Origin of the sequence: Paucibacter sp. XJ19-41 (genome assembly GCF_028462495.1) — a bacterium.
GTDB lineage: Bacteria > Pseudomonadota > Gammaproteobacteria > Burkholderiales > Burkholderiaceae_C > Roseateles_E.
The window spans coordinates 1-20,657 of record NZ_JAQOWX010000099.1; the positions used below are offsets into that span (position 1 = coordinate 1).

The following is a 20,657-nucleotide window of genomic DNA, read 5'->3' on the forward strand; positions in this document are numbered from 1 at the left end:
GCCGCTGGCGCTGGCGCGGGCCGAGGCGGTCAGCGGGCCCGGCTGGGTGCTGCTGGGTGACGCCGCCCATCTGGTCCACCCGCTGGCCGGCCAGGGCTTGAATCTGGGCCTGGCCGATGTCGCAGCGCTGGCCCGGGTACTGAGGCAGCGCGAAAGCTGGCGAGCCGTGTCCGACGAGCGCCTGCTGCGCCGCTATGCGCGCGAGCGGGCCGCGCCGACCTGGGCCATGGGCGAGCTGACCGATGGACTGCTGCGCGTTTTTGCCAGCGATGCCCCGGCCCTGCGCGGACTGCGCAACCAGGGCATGGGCCTGCTGAACCGGCTGCCACCCGTCAAGCGCTGGCTGACCTCGCGCGCGCTGGGTCTGTGAATCACATTGAATCGAGGATGTCCCGATGCTGAAGATGAAATCGCTGGGCCTGGCCCTGCTGCTGTGTGCGCCGCTGGCCCAGGCCAATGAGGCGGTGATCCGCAAGAACCTGACCGAGCGCCTGCCCAATCTGCCCAAGATCGACGAGGTGCGCGCCGCCGCGTTTCCTGGCCTGTGGGAGATCCGCATCGGCAACGAGATCCGCTACACCGACCCGACCGGCAGCTATCTGATCGAGGGTGAGCTGATCGATGTGAAGTCGCGCCCGGCCCGCAATCTGACCGCCGAACGGGTCGACAAGCTCAACCAGATCGATTTTGCCGCGCTGCCGCTGAAGGACGCGGTGGTCTGGAAGAGCGGCAATGGCAAGCGCCGCATCGCCGTCTTCGCCGATCCGAACTGCGGCTATTGCAAGCGCTTCGAGCGCAGCCTGCAGGACGTCAAGGACATCACCGTCTACACCTTCCTGATCCCCATCCTGGGCGGCGATTCGCCGGACAAGTCGCGCGCGATCTGGTGCGCCAAGGACAGCACCGCGACCTGGATGGCCTGGATGTTGGAGGGCAAGACGCCGCCCAAGCCCGCAGCCAGCTGCGACGACGCCGCCATCGAGCGCAATCTGGCGCTGGCACGCAAGCACCAGGTCAACGGCACGCCGGCCGTGATCTTCGAGGACGGCAGCCGCGCCCCGGGCGCGATCAGCGCCGAGCAGCTGGAGCGCCGCCTGGCAGCCAGCAAGTCCTGACCCTCTTTCCTGACTCTTTCGCCATTTCGGAGCGACGCATGCCTGCTGCCGCGAGCGCCAGCCCCCCCTTGCCCCTGAACCCGCTGGCCCAGCGCCTGGCCTATGCCGGGCTTATCCCCTTTGTGCTGGGCGCCGCCCTGGTCTGGCTGCTGGCCGGCTTCAATGCCGACGCCCATGCCTTCGCGGCGCTGGGGCTGTCGGCCTATGCCGCCGTGATCGTGTCCTTTCTGGGCGGCATTCACTGGGGCCTGGGTTTTAGGCAGCAGATCCCGTCGCCGCAGCCATTTATCTGGGGCGTCGTGCCCTCGCTGCTGGCCTGGGTGGCGGTGGTGATGCCGGCCTATGCGGGCCTGGTCGTGCACGGGGTGATGCTGGTGGTCTGCTATCTGGTCGACCGGCGCTGCTACCCGGCCCTGGGCGCCGGTGCCTGGCTGACCTTGCGATTCCGCCTCAGTGCGATCGCCGGCCTGTGCTGCTTCCTGGGTGCTGCGGGCAGCTGAGCGGATGATCAATTACAAGATCGAGATCGCCGATGCCCATGCGCATCTGTTCCAGCTCACGCTGACGATTCCGGCCCCGGCCGAAACGCAGGCGCTGAGCCTGCCGGTCTGGATACCGGGCAGCTATATGGTGCGCGAGTTTTCGCGCCACCTCGGCGGCCTGCAGGCGCGCCAGGGCAGCCGCGCGGTGGCCTTGCGCCAGACCAGCAAATGCAGCTGGGAGGCGCGCTGCAGCGGCCGCGGCGCGCTGGTCGTCAGCTACCAGGTCTATGCCTTCGACAGCTCGGTGCGGGCCGCCTTTCTGGACGCGCAACGGGGCTTCTTCAATGGCGCCAGCCTGTGCCTGCGCGCCCATGGCAAGGAGGCCCAGAGCCACGGCATCGAGCTGGCGGGGCTGCCCGAGGGCTGGCAGGTCGCCACGTCGATGACGGCCACCGGCGCCTTGAGCTATCAGGCGGCCGACTACGACGAGCTGATCGACCATCCCGTCGAGCTGGGGCGCTTCTGGCGCGGCGAGTTCAGCGCCGCCGGCGTGCCGCATCAGCTGGTGGTCAGCGGCGCGCTGCCGGTGTTCGACGGCACGCGGCTGCTGGCGGATGCGCAACGCATCTGCGAGGCGCAGATCGCCCTCTGGCACGGCGAGCGGCGCGGCGCCGTGCCGCCGTTCGGGCGCTATGTCTTCCTGCTCAATGCGGTGGACGAGGGCTATGGCGGGCTCGAACACCGGGCCAGCACCGCGCTGATCGCCGCGCGCCGCGATCTGCCGGTGCTGGGGCAGCAGGAGGTGTCGGATGGCTATCTGCGCCTGCTGGGCCTGATCAGTCACGAGTACTTCCACACCTGGAACGTCAAGCGCCTGCGCCCCGATACTTTCGCCAGCTTCGACTACAGCCAGGAGAACTACACCGAGCTGCTGTGGTTCTTCGAGGGCTTCACCTCCTACTACGACGATCTGATGCTGCGCCGCTGCGGCCTGATCGACGAGGCCCGCTATCTGAAGCTGCTCAGCGCCACCATCAGCGCGGTGCTGGCCGTGCCCGGGCGCAAGCAGCAAAGCCTGGCCCAGGCCAGCTTCGATGCCTGGATCCGCTACTACCGCCAGGACGAGAACACGCCCAACTCCACCGTCAGCTATTACGCCAAGGGCGCGCTGCTGGCGCTGGCGCTGGACCTGAGTCTGCGCAGCCAATCCCAGGGGGCGTCCCGCAGCGCCAGTCTCGATGAGGTCATGCGCCAGCTGTGGCAGCGCAGCGGCGGCGGGCCGATCAGCGAGGCCGATATTCTGGCCGTGGTCGCAGAGGCCGGCGGTGCGGCGCTGGCCGAGGAGTTGCGGCGGTGGGTGCATGGCACCGAGGATCTGCCGCTGCCGGCGCTGCTGGAGCGCGTCGGGGTGCGCTGGTGCAGCGACAAGGCGAGCCTGGCCCAGCGCCTGGGCCTGCGTGTCAGCGAGACGGACGGCATCCGTGTCAAGCAGGTGCTGCAGGGCTCGGCGGCGCTGGCCGGCGGCCTGGCGGCCGGTGATGAGATCCTGGCCTGCAACAGCTGGCGCTTGCGCAAGCTCGACGAGGCGCTGCAGACCTTGGCGCCCGAGCGCCTGAGCCAGATGGCGCTGCTGGTGGCGCGCGACCAGCGGGTGCTGAGCCTGAACCTGTGTCTGCCCTTGGAAGCGCAGGCCGGGGCGCCGGTGCGGCTGAGCCCCGCCGAGAAAGCCCCGGCGCGCGCTCTCGGCCTGCGCCGGGCATGGCTGGGCAGCTGAGGCGCCGGGGTCTGCTGGCCCTGATCGTGCTGCTGGTGCTGCTGGCGCATGGCTGGCTGGGACGCACGCTGCAGCTGCGGCTGTCAAACGAAGCGCCGCCGCCACGGCTGGCGGCGGCTTTCGTCCGCGAACTGGTCGAGCGGGCGCCGCCCAAGCGTCTGGCCGCGCCGGCGCCGATGCCCAGGTTCAGACCCGGGCCGTTGCACACTCGCCTGCTGGCGCCGCTGCCCGAGATTCCCGTGCTGGAGGAACTGGCAGAGTTGTCGGCGCCGGCCGAGTTGCCCGCTGCAGCAGAGCCCGCGCCGGACGAGCCGGCCGAGCCCGGCCCGGAGTGGCCGTTGTCCACCCAGCTCAGCTACCGCCTGCAAGGCAACTTCCGCGGGCCGCTGGAGGGGGAGGCCCAGGTGCAATGGCTGCGCCAGGGTCGGCGTTACCAGGTGCACCTCGATGTGCTGGTCGGCGCCCGTTTCGCGCCGCTGATCACGCGCCGCATGAGCAGCGACGGCCTGCTGACGCCGCTGGGCATTGCGCCCCAGCGCTATGACGAGGACACGAAGATGCTGCTGCGCGAGGCGCGGCGTAGCGCCATCGCCTTCGAGGGCCAGGTCTTGCGGCTGGCCGATGGCAAGCCGCAGCCGCAGCCGCCTGGCGTCCAGGATGCGGCCAGCCAGTTCGTGCATCTGACCTGGCTGTTCCTGACCGGGCGCGAAACGCTGCGACCGGGCCTGATCGTCGAGATGCCGCTGGCCCTGCCGCGCCGGCTCTACCGCTGGCGCTACGAGGTGATCGGCGAGGAGGAGCTGCACACGCCGATGGGGCCGCTGAGCGCCTGGCATCTGCGGCCGCTGTTCGACCACGGGGAGGGCCGTGTCCAGGACCTGAAGGCCGAGGTCTGGCTGGCGCCGGGCCTGCAGTACCTGCCGGTGCGGCTGCTGATACGCCAGGACGACGGCAGCCATCTCGACCTGATGCTGAAGGCCCCACCGCTGCAGGCCGCGCCTGACCCTATAGTTGCGCCCATCGAGCCACAAGACCCACGGAGACCCGAATGACTTATGAATGCATCCTGACCGCAGTGCAGGGCGAGGGCGAACGCAAGACCGGCCTGATCACCCTGAACCGCCCCAAGCAGCTCAATGCGCTGAACGACCAGCTGATGGACGAACTGGGCCAGGCCCTGCTGGCATTCGATGCCGATGACAGCATCGGCTGCATCGTGCTGACCGGCTCGGAGCGCGCCTTCGCGGCCGGCGCCGACATTCCGACGATGGCCCCGCACAATTTCATGAGCGCTTTCAAGAGCGGCCTGATCTCGAAGAACTGGGAAACCATTCTGCAGGTCAGAAAGCCGGTGATCGCGGCGGTGGCCGGCTTCGCTTTAGGCGGCGGCTGCGAGCTGGCGATGATGTGCGACTTCATCATCGCCGCCGACACGGCCAAGTTCGGCCAGCCCGAGATCAAGCTGGGCATCATCCCCGGCGCCGGCGGCACGCAACGCCTGCCGCGCGCGGTCGGCAAGAGCAAGGCCATGGACATGCTGCTGACCGCCCGCATGATGGACGCGGCCGAGGCCGAACGCGGCGGCCTGGTGTCGCGCGTCGTTGCGGCGGACAAGCTGCTGGAGGAGGCGCTGGCCGCAGCCGAGCAGATCAACGGCTTCAGCGCGCCCTCGCTGGCCCTGATCAAGGAGCTGGTGAACCTGGCCTACCAGGGCCCGCTGATCGACGGCGTCAATGTGGAGCGCCGCTATTTCCACGCGCTGTTCGGCACCGAGGACCAGCGCGAGGGCATGGACGCCTTCATCAACAAGCGCAAACCGGCGTTCAAGCACCGCTGATCGCACAAACTGACGGATCAGGGCTAACCCTGTCATGGATTCTTCTTATTTCTTGAACGGTCCATTCATGCTGGCCTAGTTTTTTTACCGAGTGGTGAGTTTTACAGTTGCATCCATGGACACGGCGGATCGACACACAAGGTCGGCGGTGTTCTCCAACAACCGTAAAGGAACTCATCATGAAGAAGCTGACCGCAATTGCCCTGACCCTGTTGACCGCCGGTGCCGCGATGGCCAATGGCCTGAGCCGTGAAGAAGTCGTCGCCGAGCTGGTGCGCGCCCGCAATGCCGGCGAACTGGTCGCCCAGAACAGCGAGAACCCCGATGTCTTCGGCCGCAGCACCATCAACACTGCTTCGACGACCAGCCGCAGCGCCGTCGTGGCCGAGCTGCAACGCGCTCGCCAGGCCGGTGAGCTCGACGGCCTGAACAGCGAGTCCGGCGTCGCCATCAAGGCGACCGCCTCGACGACGACCCGCGCCCAGGTGCTGGCCGAACTCGAGCGCGCCCGCGCCAGCGGCGAGCTGGACCTGCTGAACAGCAACAACCCCAGCTACGCCCAGCTGATCGCACTGACCCCGGCCAAGTCGGCTGCCCAGCAGCTGGCGGGTCAGCCCAAGAGCGCCCAGTAAGCAAAAAACGGCTTCGGCCAAGAAGAAGGCGGCCCGCGGGCCGCCTTCTGTCGTTCATCTGGCCTGGGTTCAGGCTTCGCGGCGCAGCGCAGGGAAGAGGATGATGTCGCGGATGCTGGGGCTGTCGGTGATCAGCATCATCAGCCGGTCGATGCCGATGCCGCAGCCGCCGGTCGGGGGCATGCCGTACTCGAGCGCGCGGATGAAGTCGGCATCGAAGAACATCGCTTCCTCGTCGCCGGCGTCCTTGTTGGCGACCTGGGCCTGGAAGCGGGCGGCCTGGTCTTCGGCGTCGTTCAGCTCGGAGAAGCCGTTGGCGTACTCGCGGCCGGTGATGAAGAGCTCGAAGCGCTCGGTGATCGCCGGGTTGGTGTCGGAGGCGCGGGCCAGCGGCGATACCTCGACCGGATAGTCGATGATGAAGGTCGGCTGCCAGAGCTTTTCTTCGACCACGGCCTCGAACATGCCGAACTGCAGCTCGGGCAGCTTCCAGTGCTTGGGGGCTTCCTCGCCGTGCTTTTTCAGCTCGGCGCGCAGCACCTCGGCATCGTCGGCTTGGCTCGCCGTGAGGCCGGCATGGGCGATCAGCGAGTCGCGAACCGAGAGGCGGGCGAAGGGCTCGTCCAGCGCGACCGGCTTGCCGGCATAGCTGATCGCGGCGCTGCCGGTGGCGGCGATGGCCGCATGGCGCAGCACGTTCTCGGTGAAGTCCATCAGATCATGATGCGTCCAGTAGGCCGCATAGAACTCCATCATCGTGAACTCGGGGTTATGCCGCACCGAGATGCCTTCGTTGCGGAAGTTGCGGTTGATCTCGAACACGCGCTCGAAACCGCCCACCACCAGGCGCTTCAGATACAGCTCGGGCGCGATTCGCAGGAACATCTCCTGGTCCAGCGCGTTGTGATGGGTGATGAAGGGCTTGGCATTGGCGCCGCCGGGGATCGGGTGCAGCATCGGCGTCTCGACCTCCAGAAAGCCGTTGTCCACCATGAAGCTGCGGATCGATGACACCGCCTTGGAGCGGGCGACGAAACGGGTGCGCGCGGCCTCGTCGGTGATCAGGTCGACATAGCGCTGGCGGTACTTTTGCTCCTGGTCGGCCATGCCGTGGAACTTGTCGGGCAGCGGGCGCAGGCTCTTGGTCAGCAGGCGCAGCGTCGTGACGCGCACCGACAGCTCACCGGTCTTGGTCTTGAACAGGGTGCCCTCGGCGCCGACGATGTCGCCCATGTCCAGGTGCTTGAAGTCGGCGTAGGCCTCCTCACCGATGCCGTCCTTGGTGACGAAGAGCTGGATGCGACCGGTGGCGTCCTGCAGCGTGCCGAAGCTGGCCTTGCCCATCACACGCTTGAGCATCAGCCGGCCGGCGACGCTGACGGCCACGGCCTGCGGCTCCAGCGCCTCGTTGTCCAACTCGCCGTACTGAGCCGAGAGCGGCAGCGCGCGGTGCTGGGGTTTGAAATCGTTGGGGAAGGGGACCGCAGTCTTGGCACGGATGGCGGCGAGCTTCTCGCGGCGCTCGGTGATCAGCTGGTTTTCGTCGGCAGCGGCGGGCGCGGTATGCGGCGTGGCGGGGGTGTGCTGGGTCATCGTCAACTCGTTGAATTTGCTGCGATTTTAGGGCTTGCGCGGGAGCGCCCCCCGTAGAATCCTGTTTTTGCCTGACTTCGCCCGATTCTGGCCCTCCATGCCGCCCAGCCTGCCCATCCTCGACCGCAAGATCCGCTTTGCCCTGGTGGGCTGTGGCCGCATCGCCAAGAACCATATCGAGGCCTTGGCCAAGCATGCGCAACGCGCCGAGATCGTCGCGGTCTGCGACACCCGCCCCGAAGCGCTGGAGGCCGCAGTGGCCGCCACCGGTGCGGCCGGATTCGGGTCGCTGGACGCCTTGCTGGCGAGATCGGACGCCGACATCGTCGTGCTGGCCACGCCCAGCGGCCTGCACCCGCAGCAGGCGATGGCCGTGGCCCGCGCCGGCCGTCATGTGCTCAGCGAGAAGCCGATGGCCACCAAGTTCGACGAGGGCATGGCGATGGTGCGCGCCTGCCGCGACGCCGGCGTCAAGCTGTTTGTCGTCAAGCAGAACCGGCTCAACGCCACGGTGCAACTGGTCAAGCAGGCGATTGAGCAAGGCCGCTTTGGCCGCATCTTTCTGAGCACGGTCAATGTGTTCTGGACCCGGCCGCAGAGCTATTACGACGCCGCGCCCTGGCGCGGCCGCTGGGATCTGGACGGCGGCGCGTTCATGAACCAGGCCAGCCACTATGTCGACCTGCTGGACTGGCTGGTCGGCCCGGTCGACAGCGTCCACGCCTACACCGCCACCCTGGACCGCGATATCGAGGCCGAGGACACCGGCGTGATGAGCGTGCGGCTGCGCCATGGTGGCCTGGGCTCGATCAACGTGACGATGCTGACTTACCCGCAGAATCTGGAGGGCTCGATCACCATTCTTGGCGAGAAAGGTTCGGTCAAGATCGGCGGCACCGCGGTCAACAAGATCGAGCATTGGGCCTTCGCCGACCAGCGGCCCGAGGACGAGGCGGTCAAGACCGCGAGCTATGCACTTGGTGACGGGGGCAGCGTCTACGGCCCCGGCCACCCGCTCTACTACGACAACGTCATCAAGACCCTGCGCGGCGAGGCCAGCGCCGAGGTCGACGGTTACGAGGGCTTGCGCTCGCTGGAGATCCTGATCGCGGCCTACCGCTCGGCGCGCGATGGCCAGCGCGTCGGTTTGCCCTTGGTGTTTTGAAGATGGCTTACTGGAAACACGAGTCGGCCATCGTTGACGAGGGCGCACAGCTGGGCGAGGGCAGCAAGGTCTGGCACTTTGCCCATGTGAGCCCCGGCGCACGCATCGGCGCGGGCTGCTCGCTTGGGCAGGGCGTCTATGTCGGCAATGATGTGAGCATCGGCGACAACGTCCGCATCCAGAACAATGTCTCGGTCTATGACGCGGTGACCTTGGAGGACGATGTGTTCTGCGGCCCTAGCATGGTGTTCACCAATGTCTACAACCCGCGTGCCGCGGTCGCGCGCAAGAACGAGTACCGCAAGACGCTGGTCAAGCGCGGCGCAACCTTGGGCGCGAACTGCACCATCGTCTGCGGCGCGACGATAGGCCGCTACGCCTTTGTCGGCGCCGGTGCCGTGGTGCAGAAGGACGTGGCCGATTTCGCGCTGATGGTGGGTGTGCCGGCGCGACGCATAGGTTGGATGAGCCGGCATGGCGAGCGCCTGCGCTTCGACGCGGCCGGTCAGGCTGTCTGCCCCGCAACGGGTGAGCGCTATCGCCTGGCGAGTGATGAACAAACCGTGGAGCTGATCCCTTGAGCCTGCCCTTCATCGACCTGAAAGCCCAGTACGCGGCGCTCAAGACCAGCATCGATGCCCGCATCCAGCGGGTACTGGACCATGGCCAGTACATCATGGGCCCCGAGGTCAAGGAGCTGGAAGACAAGCTGGCCGCATATGTGGGCGTCAAGCACTGCATCACCGTCTCCAGCGGTACCGAGGCCCTCTTGATCGCACTGATGGTGCTGGACCTCAAGCCCGGTGACGAGGTCATCACCACCCCGTTCACCTTTGCCGCGACGGTCGAGGTGATTGCGCTGCTGGGTGCGGTGCCTGTCTATGTGGACATCGAGCCCGACACTTGCAATATCGACGCGCGCCTGATCAAGGCGGCGATCACGCCGAGGACGCGGGCCATCATGCCGGTGAGTCTGTATGGCCAGGTTTGCGACATCGACGACATCAAGGCGGCCGCCGCTGGCATCCCGGTGATCGAGGATGCCGCGCAGAGCTTTGGCGCGAGCTACAAGGGCCGCAAGAGCTGCGGCCTGTCCACCTTTGGTGCCACCAGCTTCTTCCCCAGCAAGCCGCTGGGTTGCTATGGCGACGGCGGCGCGCTGTTCACCGACGACGATGTGCTGGCGCAGGCTGCGCGCGAGATCCGCGTCCATGGCCAGAGTGCGCGCTACACCCACACCCGGGTCGGTGTCGGCGGCCGCATGGACACCATCCAGTGCGCGGTGGTGCTGGCCAAGCTGGAGCGCTTCGACTGGGAGATCGCGCAGCGGTTGAAGATCGGCGCACGCTATCAAGACTTGTTGGCTGATCTGCCGGTCCAGCGGCTGGCCGTGCGCGAGGACCGCGATTGCGTCTGGGCCCAGTTCACGCTGCAGCTCAACAACAGGCCCGAGGTGCAGCGCAGGCTTAGCGAGGCTGGCATTCCGACCGCCATCCATTACCCCAAGCCCCTGCATCGCCAGCCGGCCTATGCCCGGCCCGATCTGCATTTCCCTTGCGCCGAGGCCGCCGCCCAGCGGGTCATGAGTCTGCCGATGAGTGCCGACCTGAGCGAGGCGCAGCAGGATGCGGTGATCGCTGCGCTGCGCCAAGCCTTGACCCACTGACATGCCGCGTGGCTTGCTGAGGTCCACGCTGACTCTGCTTGCGGGCGGTGCTTTGGCCCAGGCCCTGCCGCTGCTGCTGGGCCCGTGGCTGACGCGCATCTACTCACCGACCGAGTTCGGCCAGTTTTCCTTGCTGTGGGCCGTGGCGACCAATCTGGCTGTGGTCGGTTGCGCGCGCTATGAGTTCGCGCTGCCATTGGAGCGCGACGAGGGCGAGGCCGCGCGACTGATGGGCTTGTGCGTCCGCGTGCTGCTCGCTGTGACAGCCGTATCGGTGGTGGTCGCCTGGGTGTTGCTGCAATGGCAGGAGCTGGATCTGGCCTGGTTGCTGCCGCTGGCCGTGCTGGCCGGTGGCGCGACGCAATGGCTGACTTTGTGGGCCACGCGGGCCGAGCGCTTCGAGCTGCTGTCGGTAGCGCGCGTGCTGCAGTATGGTGGCGGGGCGCTGCTGCAACTGTTGTTCGGGCTCTTGCAACTTGGTGCCCTGGGCCTGGTGTTGGGGCCTATTGCAGCGGGTCTTGCGACGGCGGTCTTGCTGGCGCGCCCTGCGCCCGCAGGGGGATGGGCGGGGCTCTGGCGCGCACCGGCGCTGAAGGCCATGGCGGCCAAGCATCGCGCCTTCCCGCTGCTCAACACGCCGCATGCCTTTGCCGGCGCCTTGCAGGACAGCCTGGCCCTGCTGATCATTGTCAGCGCCAGCGGCGAGGCGGCGGCCGGCTACTGGGCGCTGGCCTTGCGCTACCTGAAGGCGCCGGCCGGCCTGATCGGCGGGGCCTTGTCGCAGACGCTCTACCCGCGGCTGGTGCAGGCGCGCGACCCGCAGGAGGCGCTGGCCGTGGTCAGGCGCAGCATGGCCGTGCTGATCGCCCTGGCCCTGCCGCTGATGGGTGTGCTGTTGTGGTGGGGGCCTGAGCTGTTCACCTGGCTGTTCGGCGAGCGCTGGGTCGACGCCGGCGCGCTGGCCCAGGCGCTGGCGCCCTATATCGCGCTGCACTTCATTGCCTCCCCGCTGTCGGTAGCGACGATGGCCTGGCGCGCCCAGGCCTGGGCGCTGCGCCTGGCTTTGGTGGGGCAGGTGCTGTTCGTTGCCGGCCTGGCCCTGGGCTTGCATCTGGGCGGCCTGATCGGTGGGGCCTGGGGGGTGTCGGCCGCTATGCTGGCCTACTTCAGCTACTTCTTCTGGGCCCTGGCAAATTGGAAGACCTTCCCCGATGAGAGCCTGGCTTAATCGTTGCCGTCGCCGGCTGTGGCGCGCGCTGTTCTTTCGCATCGTCTTCGGCGAGCGCGGCGCGCCCATGAGCCGCATCGCGCCCAGCAGCTGTATCGAAGGCGAGGCGGGTCTGGTGCTGGCCGATCATGTCTTCATCGGCCAGTTCAACTTCATCGACGCGACGGCCGGCCTGACGATAGACGAGGGCGTGCAGATCAGCAACTTCGTCAGCATCGTCACGCACAGCTCGCACCGGGCGATCCGCTTGCTCGGCCGCAGTTACTCGACGCACGAGGGTGCGATGCCGGGCTACATCAAGGCGCCGATCAGCATTGGTGCCTACAGCTTCGTCGGCCCACACAGCCTGATCGAGGCCGGCAGCCGCATCGGGCGCGGCGTGTTGATCTGCGCCTACAGCCAGGTGCGCGGCGAGGTGCCGGACTTTGCCATCATGGCCGGCCAACCGGCGCGTCAGATCGGCGATGTGCGCGAGAGCGACGCCAAGCTGCTGGCCTTGCATCCAGAACTCGCCCCGCAGTATCAGGCCTGGGCAGGGGAGCTGCCTCAGTGAAGCTGGTGCTGATCGGCGACGGCCAGAGCCCGCACTTGCTCAAGTGGGCGCGGGCGCTGAGCCCCAGCGTGGAGCTGTGGGCTGCATCCTCGCGTGGCTTCACGCCCGAGTTCGAGGCCTTGCTGCCGGCCGAGCGTCGTCTGGCGCTGCAGACCGACCCTGCTCACGGCGGCGGCAATGTCGGGCTGCTGAAGAAGCTGCCGATGCTGGGCCAATGGTTGTCCAAGATCGATGCCGACTGGATCAACGCCCATTACCTGACCTCGCACGGCACCCTGGCCTGGGCCGCCAAGCGCGGTTGGCGGCTGCGCGCGCACATTGCCGGCTCGGCCTGGGGCAGCGACATTCTCGTCACGCCGCAGCAGAGTTTCGCCTACCGCTGGCTGACGCAGCGGGTGCTGCGCGCCTGCACGGTGTGCAGCTCCGATTCGCAGCACATGACGGCGCGGATGAAGGAGCTCGGGGCACGCGAGGTGATGACTTTCCCTTTCGGCCTGGAGAGCCTGCCCAGGCAGGGCGCGCGCAAGGAGCCCTGGCTGTTTTTTGCCAATCGCGGGCTGGAGCCCCTGTACCGGCCGGAGCGGGTGATCGCTGCCTTTGCGGCCGTGGCGGCGCAGCGGCCCGAGGCGCGGCTGGTGGTGGCCAATGAGGGCTCGCTGAAGTCAGTGTTGCAACAGCAGGTGAAAACGCTGGGCTTGGCCGATCGGGTCGAATTTGTCGGTCGCCTGGCGGCCAAGGCACAGGCCGGGTTCTATGCACGCGCTCGCTGGTACTTGAGCCTGCCGGAGAGTGATTCGGTGGCGGTCTCGGTGCTGGAGGCGATGGCGCATGAATGCGTGCCCATCCTGTCGGACCTGCCGGCCAACCACGAACTGATCGATGCGAGTCGTGGTGTGATCCTGCCCTACGCTGAGATCACGCGGCTGCCCGCCTTGCTGCAAGGCCTGAGGCCCGAGGCTGCCGGCGCAGCCAACCGCGCCTGGGTGGCCCGGCATGGCCTGTTCGCGCCCGCCGTCCAGGGTTTTCTGTCCCGTTTGAAAAAAGAAGAGCTCCCCTCTTGAAGCTGCTGCTGATCAATCATTACGCCGGCTCGCCGCAACACGGCATGGAATACCGGCCTTTCTACCTGGCGCGCGAATGGGTGCGTGCCGGCCACCAGGTGCTGGTGCTGGCGGCCTCCCACTCCCATGTGCGCAGCACCCAGCCGCAGGCCGGCGGGCAGACGATAGAGGGCGTGCCCTACTGCTGGTACGAGACGCCGGCCTACCAGGGCAATGGCCTGGGGCGGGTGCGCAATATCTTCTCGTTCTGCCGCCAGGTCTGGGCCGATGCCGATGCGCTGGCCGAGGCTTTTCAACCCGACGCAGTGATCGCCTCCAGCACCTACCCAATGGACATCTGGGTGGCGCGCCGCGTGGCCAAGAAGGCGGGTGCCAAGCTCGTTTACGAGGTGCACGATCTGTGGCCGCTGTCGCCGATCGAGCTGTCGGGCATGAGCCCCCGCCATCCGTTCGCGCTGCTGTGTCAGAGGGCCGAGAACGATGCCTACCGTGATGCCGATGTCGTCGTGTCCATGCTGCCCAAGGTGCAGGGCCATATGGCCGCCCATGGGCTGGACCTGAAGAAGTTGCACATCGTGCCCAATGGCATCACGCTGGACGAGTGGACCGGTGAGGGCGAAGCGCTCGATCCGCAGCTGGCCGCCCATCTTGCGGTGCAGCGTGCCGCCGGGCGCCTGGTGCTGGGCTATGCCGGCTCGCATGGCCTGCCCAATGCACTGGACGTGCTGCTGGACGCGGCCAAGCTGCTGAAAGGCCAGCCCATCGCCATCGTGATGGTGGGCGGCGGCCATGAAAAGCAGCGCCTGCAACAGCGCGTGGCCGATGAGGGCCTGGACAATGTGGCGATGTTCGAGCCCATCCCCAAGCGGCAGATCCCGTGCCTGCTGGCCGCTTTCGACATCGCCTACATCGGCTGGCAGCGCACGCCGATCTATCGCTTTGGCATCGCGCCGAACAAGCTGATGGACTACATGATGGCGCAGCGTCCGGTGCTGCACTCGGTCGAGGCCGGCAACGACCCGGTGGCCGAGGCCGGAGCCGGGCTGACGGTGCCGCCGGAGGACGCGCAGGCGGTGGCCGAGGGCGTGCGGCGCCTGGCAGCGCTGCCGGCCGAAGCCCGTGCGGCAATGGGCCGGCGCGGCCGCGAGTTCGTGCTGGCCAACCATACCTATCCGGTCCTGGCACAGCGCTTTGTCGAGGCGCTGGCATGAGCAACACGGAACTGCGGCAGCGCGAACTCGACGCCATTGCCGAGCGCTATGCGCGGCGCCAGGTGGCGGACCGCTACAGCTTGCTGCGCCCCGAGGTCTGGCAGATGCTTCAGGAGCGCCAGCGCGCGCTGTGGCGCGAGCTGGCGCGGCGCCCCGGCACGCCGGCCGACTGGCGGCTGACGGAGGTGGGCTGCGGTGCCGGCGGCAATCTGCTGGAGATGCTGCGCCTGGGCCTGGCGCCGGAGCATCTGAGCGGTGTGGAGCTGCTGAGCGAGCGCTACGAGGCGGCGCGCCATCTGCTGCCGGCCACCGTGGGCCTGCATCTGGGCGACGCTTCGCAGGCGCCATTGGCGGCCGGCAGCCAGGATCTGGTGCTGCAGTCCACGGTGTTCTCGTCCATCCTGGACGACGGTGTGCAGCAGGGCGTGGCGGATGCGATGTGGCGCTGGCTCAAACCGGGCGGTGCGGTGCTCTGGTATGACTTCATCGTCGACAATCCACGCAACCGCGATGTGCGCGGCGTGCCGCTGCGGCGCGTGCGCGAGTTGTTCCCGCAAGGGCGTGTGCAACCGCAGCGGCTCACGCTGGCGCCGCCGCTGGCGCGGGCCGTGTGCCGCCTGCACCCCGGCGCCTACCGCGTTTTCAACAGCATCCCGTGGCTGCGCACCCATGTGCTGGCCGTGATCGAGAAACCTCTCACCCTATAATTCGCATCATCGCATCAAGTCATCAGATGCGGTCGACTTTGTTTCATGGAGTCCTCGATGCGAACCACACTGGATATTGACGACGACCTTTTGATGGCGGCCAAGGAGCTGGCCCGCCGCGAGGGGGCCAGCGCCGGCGCCGTCATTTCGCGCCTTTTACGCGCTTCTTTGACCGGGGGTGAAGGCAGTGCGGCTGCACGTGGTACGGTGGCAAAGCCTGTTGCAGGCTTTGCGCCCTTTGCGGCCCGGCCCGGTGTGGTGACGAGTCTTGAGCAGGTCAACGCCCTGCGCGAGGCCGAAGGCATCTGATGCGGGCCCTGCTGGATGTGAACATGCTGGTGGCCCTGCTGGATGCCGGTCATCTGCACCATGGCGTGGCCACGCGCTGGCTGGCCGAGCATCAGGAACAAGGCTGGGCTTCCTGCCCGCTGACGCAGAACGGCTGTTTGCGCATCATGTCCTTGCCTGCTTATCCGAACAGCCAGCCCGCAGCCCTGGTGGCCCAGCGCCTGAGCCAGGCCGTGGCCCACGAGGCGCACCAGTTCTGGCCGGACAGCCTCAGCCTGCTGGATGCGGGTCGCCTGAACTGGAATCGCGTGCTGAGTTCGCGCCAAGTGACCGATCTGTATCTGCTGGCCTTGGCTGTCGAGCAGGATGGGCGCCTGGTGACTCTTGACCAGGGCATTGCCCTTCAAGCGGTGCCCGGTGCGCAGAAGAAGCACCTTTTGATTGTGAGCTGAGAAGCGATTGATATGACGATGAGCGATAACTTTCTGCCCTTCGCCCTGCCCGAGATCGGCGAGGACGAGATCGCCGAGGTGGTCGACACCCTGCGCTCCGGCTGGGTCACGACCGGCCCGAAGGCACGCCGCTTCGAGCAGGCCTTTGCCGAGTTTCTCGGTGAGCCGCAGATCGAGTGCATCGCGGTCAACTCGGCCACCGCCGGCCTGCATCTGGCGTTGGAGGCGCTGGGCATCGGCCCCGGCGACGAGGTCATCACGACCACGCACACCTTCACCGCGACGGCCGAGGTGGTGCGTTATCTGGGTGCCGATGTGGTCTTGGTCGACATCGATCCGAAGACGTTGAACATCGACCCGAAACTGGTCGAGGCCGCGATCACACCGAAGACCCGCTGCATCATCCCGGTCCACTATGCCGGCCTGGCGGTGGACATGATCGCGATCCTGGACATCGCGCGCAAGCATGGGCTGCGCGTCGTCGAGGATGCGGCGCACGCGCTGCCCACCACCCTGGAGAAGGAGCTGATCGGCACGATGGGCAGCGATGCCACCGTATTCAGCTTCTACGCCAACAAGACCATGACCACCGGCGAGGGCGGCATGCTGGTGACGCGCAATGCCGAGCTCGCCAAGCGCGCCAAGGTGATGCGCCTGCACGGCATGAACCGCGATGCCTTCGACCGTTTCACCGCCAAAGTGCCGAGCTGGTACTACGAGATCGTCGCCCCCGGCTTCAAGTACAACCTGACCGATATCGCCGCAGCGCTGGGCCTGCACCAGCTCAAGCGCATCCCGGCCTTCCAGGCGCGCCGCGAGCTGATCGCCCAGGCCTACAACGACGCCTTCGCCGATCTGCCGCTGATCCTGCCGCCCCAGCCCGTCGAGGGCGACACGCATTCCTGGCATCTCTATGTGCTGCGCCTGAGCGAGGAGCTGGAGATGGAGCGCGATGTGTTCATAGAGCGCCTGTATGCCGCCGGCATCGGCTGCAGCGTGCACTACATCCCGCTGCATCTGCATCCCTATTGGCGCGAGCGCTACGGCCTGAGGCCCGAACAGTTCTCGCATTCCCAGAAGGCGTTTGAGCGCATGGTCAGCATCCCGCTCTACACGGCGATGACGGATGCCGATGTGCAGCGGGTGATACGCACAGTGCGCGAGATCGTGCTGGGCTGAGCTGATGGCTGAATCGTGATGCTCAAACGGCTGGTCGACATCCTGCTGTCCTTGCTGGGCCTGACCCTGCTGGCGCTGCCTTTGCTGGCGATCGCGCTGTGGGTCAAGCTGGATTCGAGCGGACCGGTGCTGTTCCGCCAGCAACGGGTCGGGCGTTTCGGCCGGCCCTTCATGATCCACAAGTTCCGCACGATGGCCGTGGATGCGCCGGCGCGCGGCCCGCAGATCACCGTCGGCGCCGATCCACGCATCACCCGCGCGGGCCAGATCTTGCGCCGCACCAAGCTCGACGAACTGCCACAGCTCTGGGATGTGCTGCGCGGTGCGATGAGCCTGGTGGGGCCGCGGCCCGAGGTGCCCAAGTATGTGGCGCTGTATCCAGACGAGATGCGCGAGCTGCTGCTGTCCGTGCGGCCCGGTATCACCGACCTGGCCTCGCTGCAGTACCGTGACGAGAGCGCAGTGCTGGCGGCAGCCGCGGATCCCGAGCGCGCCTATGTCGAGCAGGTGCTGCCGGCCAAGCTGACGCTCTCCAGCCGCTATGTGCGCGAAGCCACGCTGCTCGGCGATCTGCGCCTGATACTGGCGACCCTGTCTGCGCTGCGGCGCTGAGGTTTGAGAAAGATCCGATGTTCTGGTTGTCACTCGACGGTTTTCTGACCCGCATCCGCCCCTACCGCCAGGGCCTGTCCCTGCTGCTGGACGCGGCCGTGGTCGCGCTGGCCTGGCAGGCCACCTATCTGTTCCGTCTCGGCTTCGAGCGCTGGATCTCGGCGCGACCGAGTTATGACCATTGGGTGCTGCTGGGGCTGGTGATGCTCTATGCCGTGGTGCTGTGGGCGCTGCGCGTGCCCAAGGGCATGTGGCGCTTCAGCGGCTTTGGCGAGGTCAAGCGCCTGGCCTTGGCCTGCGCGGTGGCCGGCGCGATCGCGGCCGTGATCGTGCTGATGGCCCAGCTGAGCAAGGTGCCGCGCGCGGTGCTGGCCCTGCATCCGGTGTTCTGCCTGATCGGCCTGGCGATGATGCGCCTGGGCTACCGCATGCTTTATGAGCATATGCGCGGCCGCATCAGCGGCAGCTCGGTCGAATCGCACCGAGTGCTGGTGATGGGCGCCGGGCAGGCCGGCCGCATCCTGGTAGCCGGCATCCAGCATCAGGGCTGGGTCGTGGTCGGCTGGCTCGATGACGATGACGCCAAGCGCGACTCGCGCGTGGCCGGCATCCCGGTGCTGGGCAGTCTTGAGGATGTCGGCCGCCTCGCGGCCTTGCACGGCATCACCCACCTGATCGTCGCGATGCCCTCTGCCGCTCCCGACAAACGCCGCCGTGCGCTGGACTTGGCCGGTGGCACCGGCCTCCATGTGCTGACCGTGCCCAGCAGCGCCGAACTGATGCAGGGCAGCAAGGTCGACCAGCTGCGCGATATCGAGCCCGAGGACTTGTTGGGCCGAGAGCCCGTAGTGCTCGATGAGGGCGGCATCAGCGAGTGCATCAACGGCAAGGTAGTGCTGGTCACCGGTGCCGGCGGCTCGATCGGCTCCGAGCTGTGCCGCCAGGTGGCGCGTTACGGCCCCTCAAAGATCGTGCTCTACGAACTCAGCGAGTTCGCGCTCTACACCATCGAGCAGGAGCTCTCCGAGAAGTTCCCGCACATCCCGCTGGTGCGCCTGGTCGGAGATGTGAAGGACCTGGAGCATCTGCGTTACGTCTTCGGCAAGTACAAGCCGCAGATCGTCTTCCATGCGGCGGCGTACAAGCATGTGCCGTTGATGGAGGAAGAGAACGCCTGGGCCTGTCTGCGTAACAACACGCTGGGACCCTATCACGCGACGCTCGCGGCGGCCGAGCATGGCGTCGAGCGCTTTGTGCTGATCAGCACCGACAAGGCTGTCAATCCGACCAATGTGATGGGGGCGACCAAGCGAGCGGCGGAACTGGTGATCAGCCATATGGCGGCTGAATCAACCAAGCTTGGCCATGTCACCAAGTTCATGGCGGTGCGCTTTGGCAATGTGCTGGGGTCGAGCGGCAGCGTGATTCCGAAGTTCAAGGAGCAGATCGCCAGGGGCGGACCGGTGACAGTGACGCATCCGGACATTACGCGCTACTTCATGACGATTCCGGAGGCGGCAAGGTTGGTGGTGCAGGCTGCGGCGATTGGCGAAACAGGCCAGGTCTATGTGCTAGACATGGGCAAGCCGGTTCGAATCGTCGACTTGGCTCACGATATGATCCGACTCGCCGGGCGGCGGCCTGAGGACATTGAGATTCGCTTTAGCGGTCTGAGGCCTGGCGAAAAACTCTATGAAGAGTTGCTGGCCGATGAGGACACGACCCTACCGACGCAGATCAAGGCTTTGCGAATTGCGCGATTGATCGAGCAACAAGTTTCACAAGAAATGTTGATCGGCATGTTAAGGCAACAAGATTTTGAGCCAACACGCTCGGATCAACTTGTTAAAGAGTTGTTGGGCGGATTGCCTCTAGCGTATCGAACGGTCTAACTCTTGGTGTCGAGGCAGAGTTGATGAAGAAATATCGGGCCTCTTAGGAACTGTTTCGTGAGGGCGTCAGGCTGCCGCGATGGTTTTATGACTTATCAAACAATTGCGGTAGTTGCCCTGGGCAAGAAGCGGGTTAAGAACGACTCCTCCTCCCTTGACCTAGCCGTTTTCAAGGAACAGTGTTGAAAGTTCTTGTCACCGGCGCCGCCGGCTTTATTGGGATGCATGTCAGCCAGCTGCTGCTGGCGCGGGGCGATCAGGTCGTGGGCCGGGACAATCTGAACATCTATTACGATGTGCAACTCAAGCACGACCGGCTGGCGCGGCTGACGGGCAAGCCGGGCTTCGAGTTCGTCAAGCTCGATGTGGCTGACCGCGAGGGCATGGCCAAGCTGTTCGCCGAGGGGCGCTTCGACCGCGTCGTGCATCTGGCCGCCCAGGCCGGCGTGCGCTACTCGATCGAGAATCCGCACGCCTATATCGACAGCAATATCGTCGGCTTCACCAACATCCTGGAGGGCTGCCGCCACAGCGGTGTGCAGCACCTGGCCTATGCGTCGAGCTCCAGCGTCTACGGCGGCAACACGCTGATGCCTTTCTCGGAGCATCACAGCGTCGACCATCCGGTCAGCCTGTATGCGGCCACCAAGAAGGCCAATGAGCTGATGGCCCACACCTACAGCCATCTGTTCGGCCTGCCGACCACGGGGCTGCGCTTCTTCACGGTCTACGGGCCCTGGGGCCGCCCCGATATGGCGCTGTTCCTGTTCACCAAGGCCGTTCTGGAGGGGCGCCCCATCAACGNCGGCCTGCCGACCACGGGGCTGCGCTTCTTCACGGTCTACGGGCCCTGGGGCCGCCCCGATATGGCGCTGTTCCTGTTCACCAAGGCCGTTCTGGAGGGGCGCCCCATCAACGTGTTCAACCACGGCAAGATGGTGCGCGACTTCACCTATATCGACGATATCGCCGAGGGCGTGCTGCGGGTGCTGGACCGGCCGGCGACGGCCGATCCCGAGTACGACGCCGTCAAGAGCGACCCGGCGCGCTCCAATGTGCCGTATCGCGTCTTCAATATCGGCAACCACGCGCCCATCCAGCTGATGGCTTTTGTCGAGGCGATCGAGAAGGCCATCGGCCGCGAGGCGGTGAAGAACTTCATGCCGCTGCAGGACGGCGATGTGCCGGCCACCCATGCCGATGTCGAGGA

The 20,657-nt window shown here is 66.6% G+C and carries 22 protein-coding genes; 21 read left to right on the top strand and 1 reads right to left on the bottom strand.

Annotated elements, in window-relative coordinates; genetic code table 11:
- The 7 genes from PO768_RS21440 to PO768_RS21470 form a co-directional block, all read left to right on the top strand.
- The coding region (locus tag PO768_RS21440) for an FAD-dependent monooxygenase (RefSeq protein ID WP_272647673.1) at window positions 1-370 on the top strand (370 nt) is incomplete at its 5' end.
- Window positions 371-395: 25 nt separating this feature from the next.
- Window positions 396-1,115, top strand: coding sequence for a DsbC family protein (locus PO768_RS21445; protein ID WP_137943088.1), 720 nt, complete (start codon window positions 396-398; stop codon window positions 1,113-1,115).
- A 38-nt stretch (window positions 1,116-1,153) separates the two neighbouring features.
- Window positions 1,154-1,615, top strand: coding sequence for a DUF3429 domain-containing protein (locus PO768_RS21450; protein WP_272647674.1), 462 nt, complete (start codon window positions 1,154-1,156; stop codon window positions 1,613-1,615).
- Window positions 1,616-1,619: 4 nt separating this feature from the next.
- Complete coding sequence (locus tag PO768_RS21455; protein WP_272647675.1) at window positions 1,620-3,371, top strand: M61 family metallopeptidase; 1,752 nt, start codon at window positions 1,620-1,622, stop codon at window positions 3,369-3,371.
- Window positions 3,356-4,423, top strand: coding sequence for a DUF3108 domain-containing protein (locus tag PO768_RS21460; protein WP_272647676.1), 1,068 nt, complete (start codon window positions 3,356-3,358; stop codon window positions 4,421-4,423). The genes PO768_RS21455 and PO768_RS21460 overlap by 16 nt, the downstream gene beginning before the upstream one ends.
- Window positions 4,420-5,208, top strand: a complete 789-nt coding sequence (locus PO768_RS21465) for an enoyl-CoA hydratase (RefSeq protein WP_137943084.1) — start codon at window positions 4,420-4,422, stop codon at window positions 5,206-5,208. Before PO768_RS21460 ends, PO768_RS21465 begins: the two co-directional genes overlap by 4 nt.
- A gap of 179 nt (window positions 5,209-5,387) precedes the next feature.
- Complete coding sequence (locus tag PO768_RS21470) at window positions 5,388-5,840, top strand: DUF4148 domain-containing protein (RefSeq protein ID WP_272647677.1); 453 nt, start codon at window positions 5,388-5,390, stop codon at window positions 5,838-5,840.
- Window positions 5,841-5,909: 69 nt separating this feature from the next.
- Here PO768_RS21470 and lysS read toward each other — a convergent pair whose 3' ends face one another.
- The gene (gene lysS / locus PO768_RS21475; RefSeq protein WP_272647678.1) at window positions 5,910-7,433 is read right to left on the bottom strand and encodes a lysine--tRNA ligase; all 1,524 of its coding nucleotides are present in this window, start codon (window positions 7,431-7,433) and stop codon (window positions 5,910-5,912) included.
- 97 nt (window positions 7,434-7,530) lie between these two features.
- On the opposite strand from lysS, the gene PO768_RS21480 reads away from it, so the two are divergent.
- From PO768_RS21480 to PO768_RS21545, 14 genes are all read left to right on the top strand, one after another.
- A complete protein-coding gene (locus PO768_RS21480; protein WP_272647679.1) occupies window positions 7,531-8,598 on the top strand; it encodes a Gfo/Idh/MocA family protein in 1,068 nt (355 codons plus the stop codon).
- Between the two features lie 2 nt (window positions 8,599-8,600).
- Window positions 8,601-9,179 (top strand): acyltransferase, encoded by a 579-nt coding sequence (locus tag PO768_RS21485; protein WP_262971162.1) that lies wholly within the window; start codon window positions 8,601-8,603, stop codon window positions 9,177-9,179.
- Window positions 9,180-9,181: 2 nt separating this feature from the next.
- The gene (locus PO768_RS21490; protein ID WP_272647690.1) at window positions 9,182-10,264 is read left to right on the top strand and encodes a DegT/DnrJ/EryC1/StrS family aminotransferase; all 1,083 of its coding nucleotides are present in this window, start codon (window positions 9,182-9,184) and stop codon (window positions 10,262-10,264) included.
- A gap of 1 nt (window position 10,265) precedes the next feature.
- The gene (locus tag PO768_RS21495; protein ID WP_272647680.1) at window positions 10,266-11,492 is read left to right on the top strand and encodes a lipopolysaccharide biosynthesis protein; all 1,227 of its coding nucleotides are present in this window, start codon (window positions 10,266-10,268) and stop codon (window positions 11,490-11,492) included.
- Complete coding sequence (locus tag PO768_RS21500) at window positions 11,476-12,045, top strand: acyltransferase (protein WP_272647681.1); 570 nt, start codon at window positions 11,476-11,478, stop codon at window positions 12,043-12,045. Before PO768_RS21495 ends, PO768_RS21500 begins: the two co-directional genes overlap by 17 nt.
- Window positions 12,042-13,106, top strand: coding sequence for a glycosyltransferase (locus tag PO768_RS21505; protein WP_272647682.1), 1,065 nt, complete (start codon window positions 12,042-12,044; stop codon window positions 13,104-13,106). Before PO768_RS21500 ends, PO768_RS21505 begins: the two co-directional genes overlap by 4 nt.
- Window positions 13,103-14,317 (top strand): glycosyltransferase family 4 protein, encoded by a 1,215-nt coding sequence (locus tag PO768_RS21510; RefSeq protein WP_272647683.1) that lies wholly within the window; start codon window positions 13,103-13,105, stop codon window positions 14,315-14,317. The genes PO768_RS21505 and PO768_RS21510 overlap by 4 nt, the downstream gene beginning before the upstream one ends.
- Complete coding sequence (locus PO768_RS21515) at window positions 14,314-15,024, top strand: class I SAM-dependent methyltransferase (RefSeq protein ID WP_272647684.1); 711 nt, start codon at window positions 14,314-14,316, stop codon at window positions 15,022-15,024. The genes PO768_RS21510 and PO768_RS21515 overlap by 4 nt, the downstream gene beginning before the upstream one ends.
- Window positions 15,025-15,081: 57 nt before the next feature.
- The gene (locus tag PO768_RS21520) at window positions 15,082-15,333 is read left to right on the top strand and encodes a CopG family transcriptional regulator (protein ID WP_272647685.1); all 252 of its coding nucleotides are present in this window, start codon (window positions 15,082-15,084) and stop codon (window positions 15,331-15,333) included.
- Window positions 15,333-15,764 (top strand): TA system VapC family ribonuclease toxin, encoded by a 432-nt coding sequence (locus tag PO768_RS21525; RefSeq protein WP_272647686.1) that lies wholly within the window; start codon window positions 15,333-15,335, stop codon window positions 15,762-15,764. The genes PO768_RS21520 and PO768_RS21525 overlap by 1 nt, the downstream gene beginning before the upstream one ends.
- An 18-nt stretch (window positions 15,765-15,782) precedes the next feature.
- Window positions 15,783-16,943 carry a DegT/DnrJ/EryC1/StrS family aminotransferase gene (locus PO768_RS21530; protein ID WP_272647687.1) on the top strand — a complete coding sequence of 387 codons (1,161 nt, stop codon included), beginning with the start codon at window positions 15,783-15,785 and terminating at the stop codon, window positions 16,941-16,943.
- Window positions 16,944-16,961: 18 nt separating this feature from the next.
- Entirely contained in the window at window positions 16,962-17,555 is a 594-nt protein-coding gene (locus tag PO768_RS21535) for a sugar transferase (protein WP_272647691.1), read from the top strand.
- 17 nt (window positions 17,556-17,572) lie between these two features.
- Entirely contained in the window at window positions 17,573-19,447 is a 1,875-nt protein-coding gene (locus PO768_RS21540; RefSeq protein WP_272647688.1) for a polysaccharide biosynthesis protein, read from the top strand.
- Between the two features lie 179 nt (window positions 19,448-19,626).
- The coding region (locus PO768_RS21545) for an NAD-dependent epimerase (protein WP_272647689.1) at window positions 19,627-20,657 on the top strand (1,031 nt) is incomplete at its 3' end.

What these genes read in the sequence shown, in the direction of transcription:
- PO768_RS21445 (WP_137943088.1), top strand. Translation starts at nt 396, where the DNA reads ATGCTGAAGATGAAATCGCTGGGCCTGGCCCTGCTGCTGTGTGCGCCG.
- PO768_RS21450 (WP_272647674.1), top strand. Translation starts at nt 1,154, where the DNA reads ATGCCTGCTGCCGCGAGCGCCAGCCCCCCCTTGCCCCTGAACCCGCTG.
- PO768_RS21455 (WP_272647675.1), top strand. Translation starts at nt 1,620, where the DNA reads ATGATCAATTACAAGATCGAGATCGCCGATGCCCATGCGCATCTGTTC.
- PO768_RS21460 (WP_272647676.1), top strand. Translation starts at nt 3,356, where the DNA reads ATGGCTGGGCAGCTGAGGCGCCGGGGTCTGCTGGCCCTGATCGTGCTG.
- PO768_RS21465 (WP_137943084.1), top strand. Translation starts at nt 4,420, where the DNA reads ATGACTTATGAATGCATCCTGACCGCAGTGCAGGGCGAGGGCGAACGC.
- PO768_RS21470 (WP_272647677.1), top strand. Translation starts at nt 5,388, where the DNA reads ATGAAGAAGCTGACCGCAATTGCCCTGACCCTGTTGACCGCCGGTGCC.
- lysS (WP_272647678.1), bottom strand. Translation starts at nt 7,433, where the DNA reads ATGACCCAGCACACCCCCGCCACGCCGCATACCGCGCCCGCCGCTGCC.
- PO768_RS21480 (WP_272647679.1), top strand. Translation starts at nt 7,531, where the DNA reads ATGCCGCCCAGCCTGCCCATCCTCGACCGCAAGATCCGCTTTGCCCTG.
- PO768_RS21485 (WP_262971162.1), top strand. Translation starts at nt 8,601, where the DNA reads ATGGCTTACTGGAAACACGAGTCGGCCATCGTTGACGAGGGCGCACAG.
- PO768_RS21495 (WP_272647680.1), top strand. Translation starts at nt 10,266, where the DNA reads ATGCCGCGTGGCTTGCTGAGGTCCACGCTGACTCTGCTTGCGGGCGGT.
- PO768_RS21500 (WP_272647681.1), top strand. Translation starts at nt 11,476, where the DNA reads ATGAGAGCCTGGCTTAATCGTTGCCGTCGCCGGCTGTGGCGCGCGCTG.
- PO768_RS21515 (WP_272647684.1), top strand. Translation starts at nt 14,314, where the DNA reads ATGAGCAACACGGAACTGCGGCAGCGCGAACTCGACGCCATTGCCGAG.
- PO768_RS21520 (WP_272647685.1), top strand. Translation starts at nt 15,082, where the DNA reads ATGCGAACCACACTGGATATTGACGACGACCTTTTGATGGCGGCCAAG.
- PO768_RS21525 (WP_272647686.1), top strand. Translation starts at nt 15,333, where the DNA reads ATGCGGGCCCTGCTGGATGTGAACATGCTGGTGGCCCTGCTGGATGCC.
- PO768_RS21530 (WP_272647687.1), top strand. Translation starts at nt 15,783, where the DNA reads ATGAGCGATAACTTTCTGCCCTTCGCCCTGCCCGAGATCGGCGAGGAC.
- PO768_RS21535 (WP_272647691.1), top strand. Translation starts at nt 16,962, where the DNA reads ATGCTCAAACGGCTGGTCGACATCCTGCTGTCCTTGCTGGGCCTGACC.
- PO768_RS21540 (WP_272647688.1), top strand. Translation starts at nt 17,573, where the DNA reads ATGTTCTGGTTGTCACTCGACGGTTTTCTGACCCGCATCCGCCCCTAC.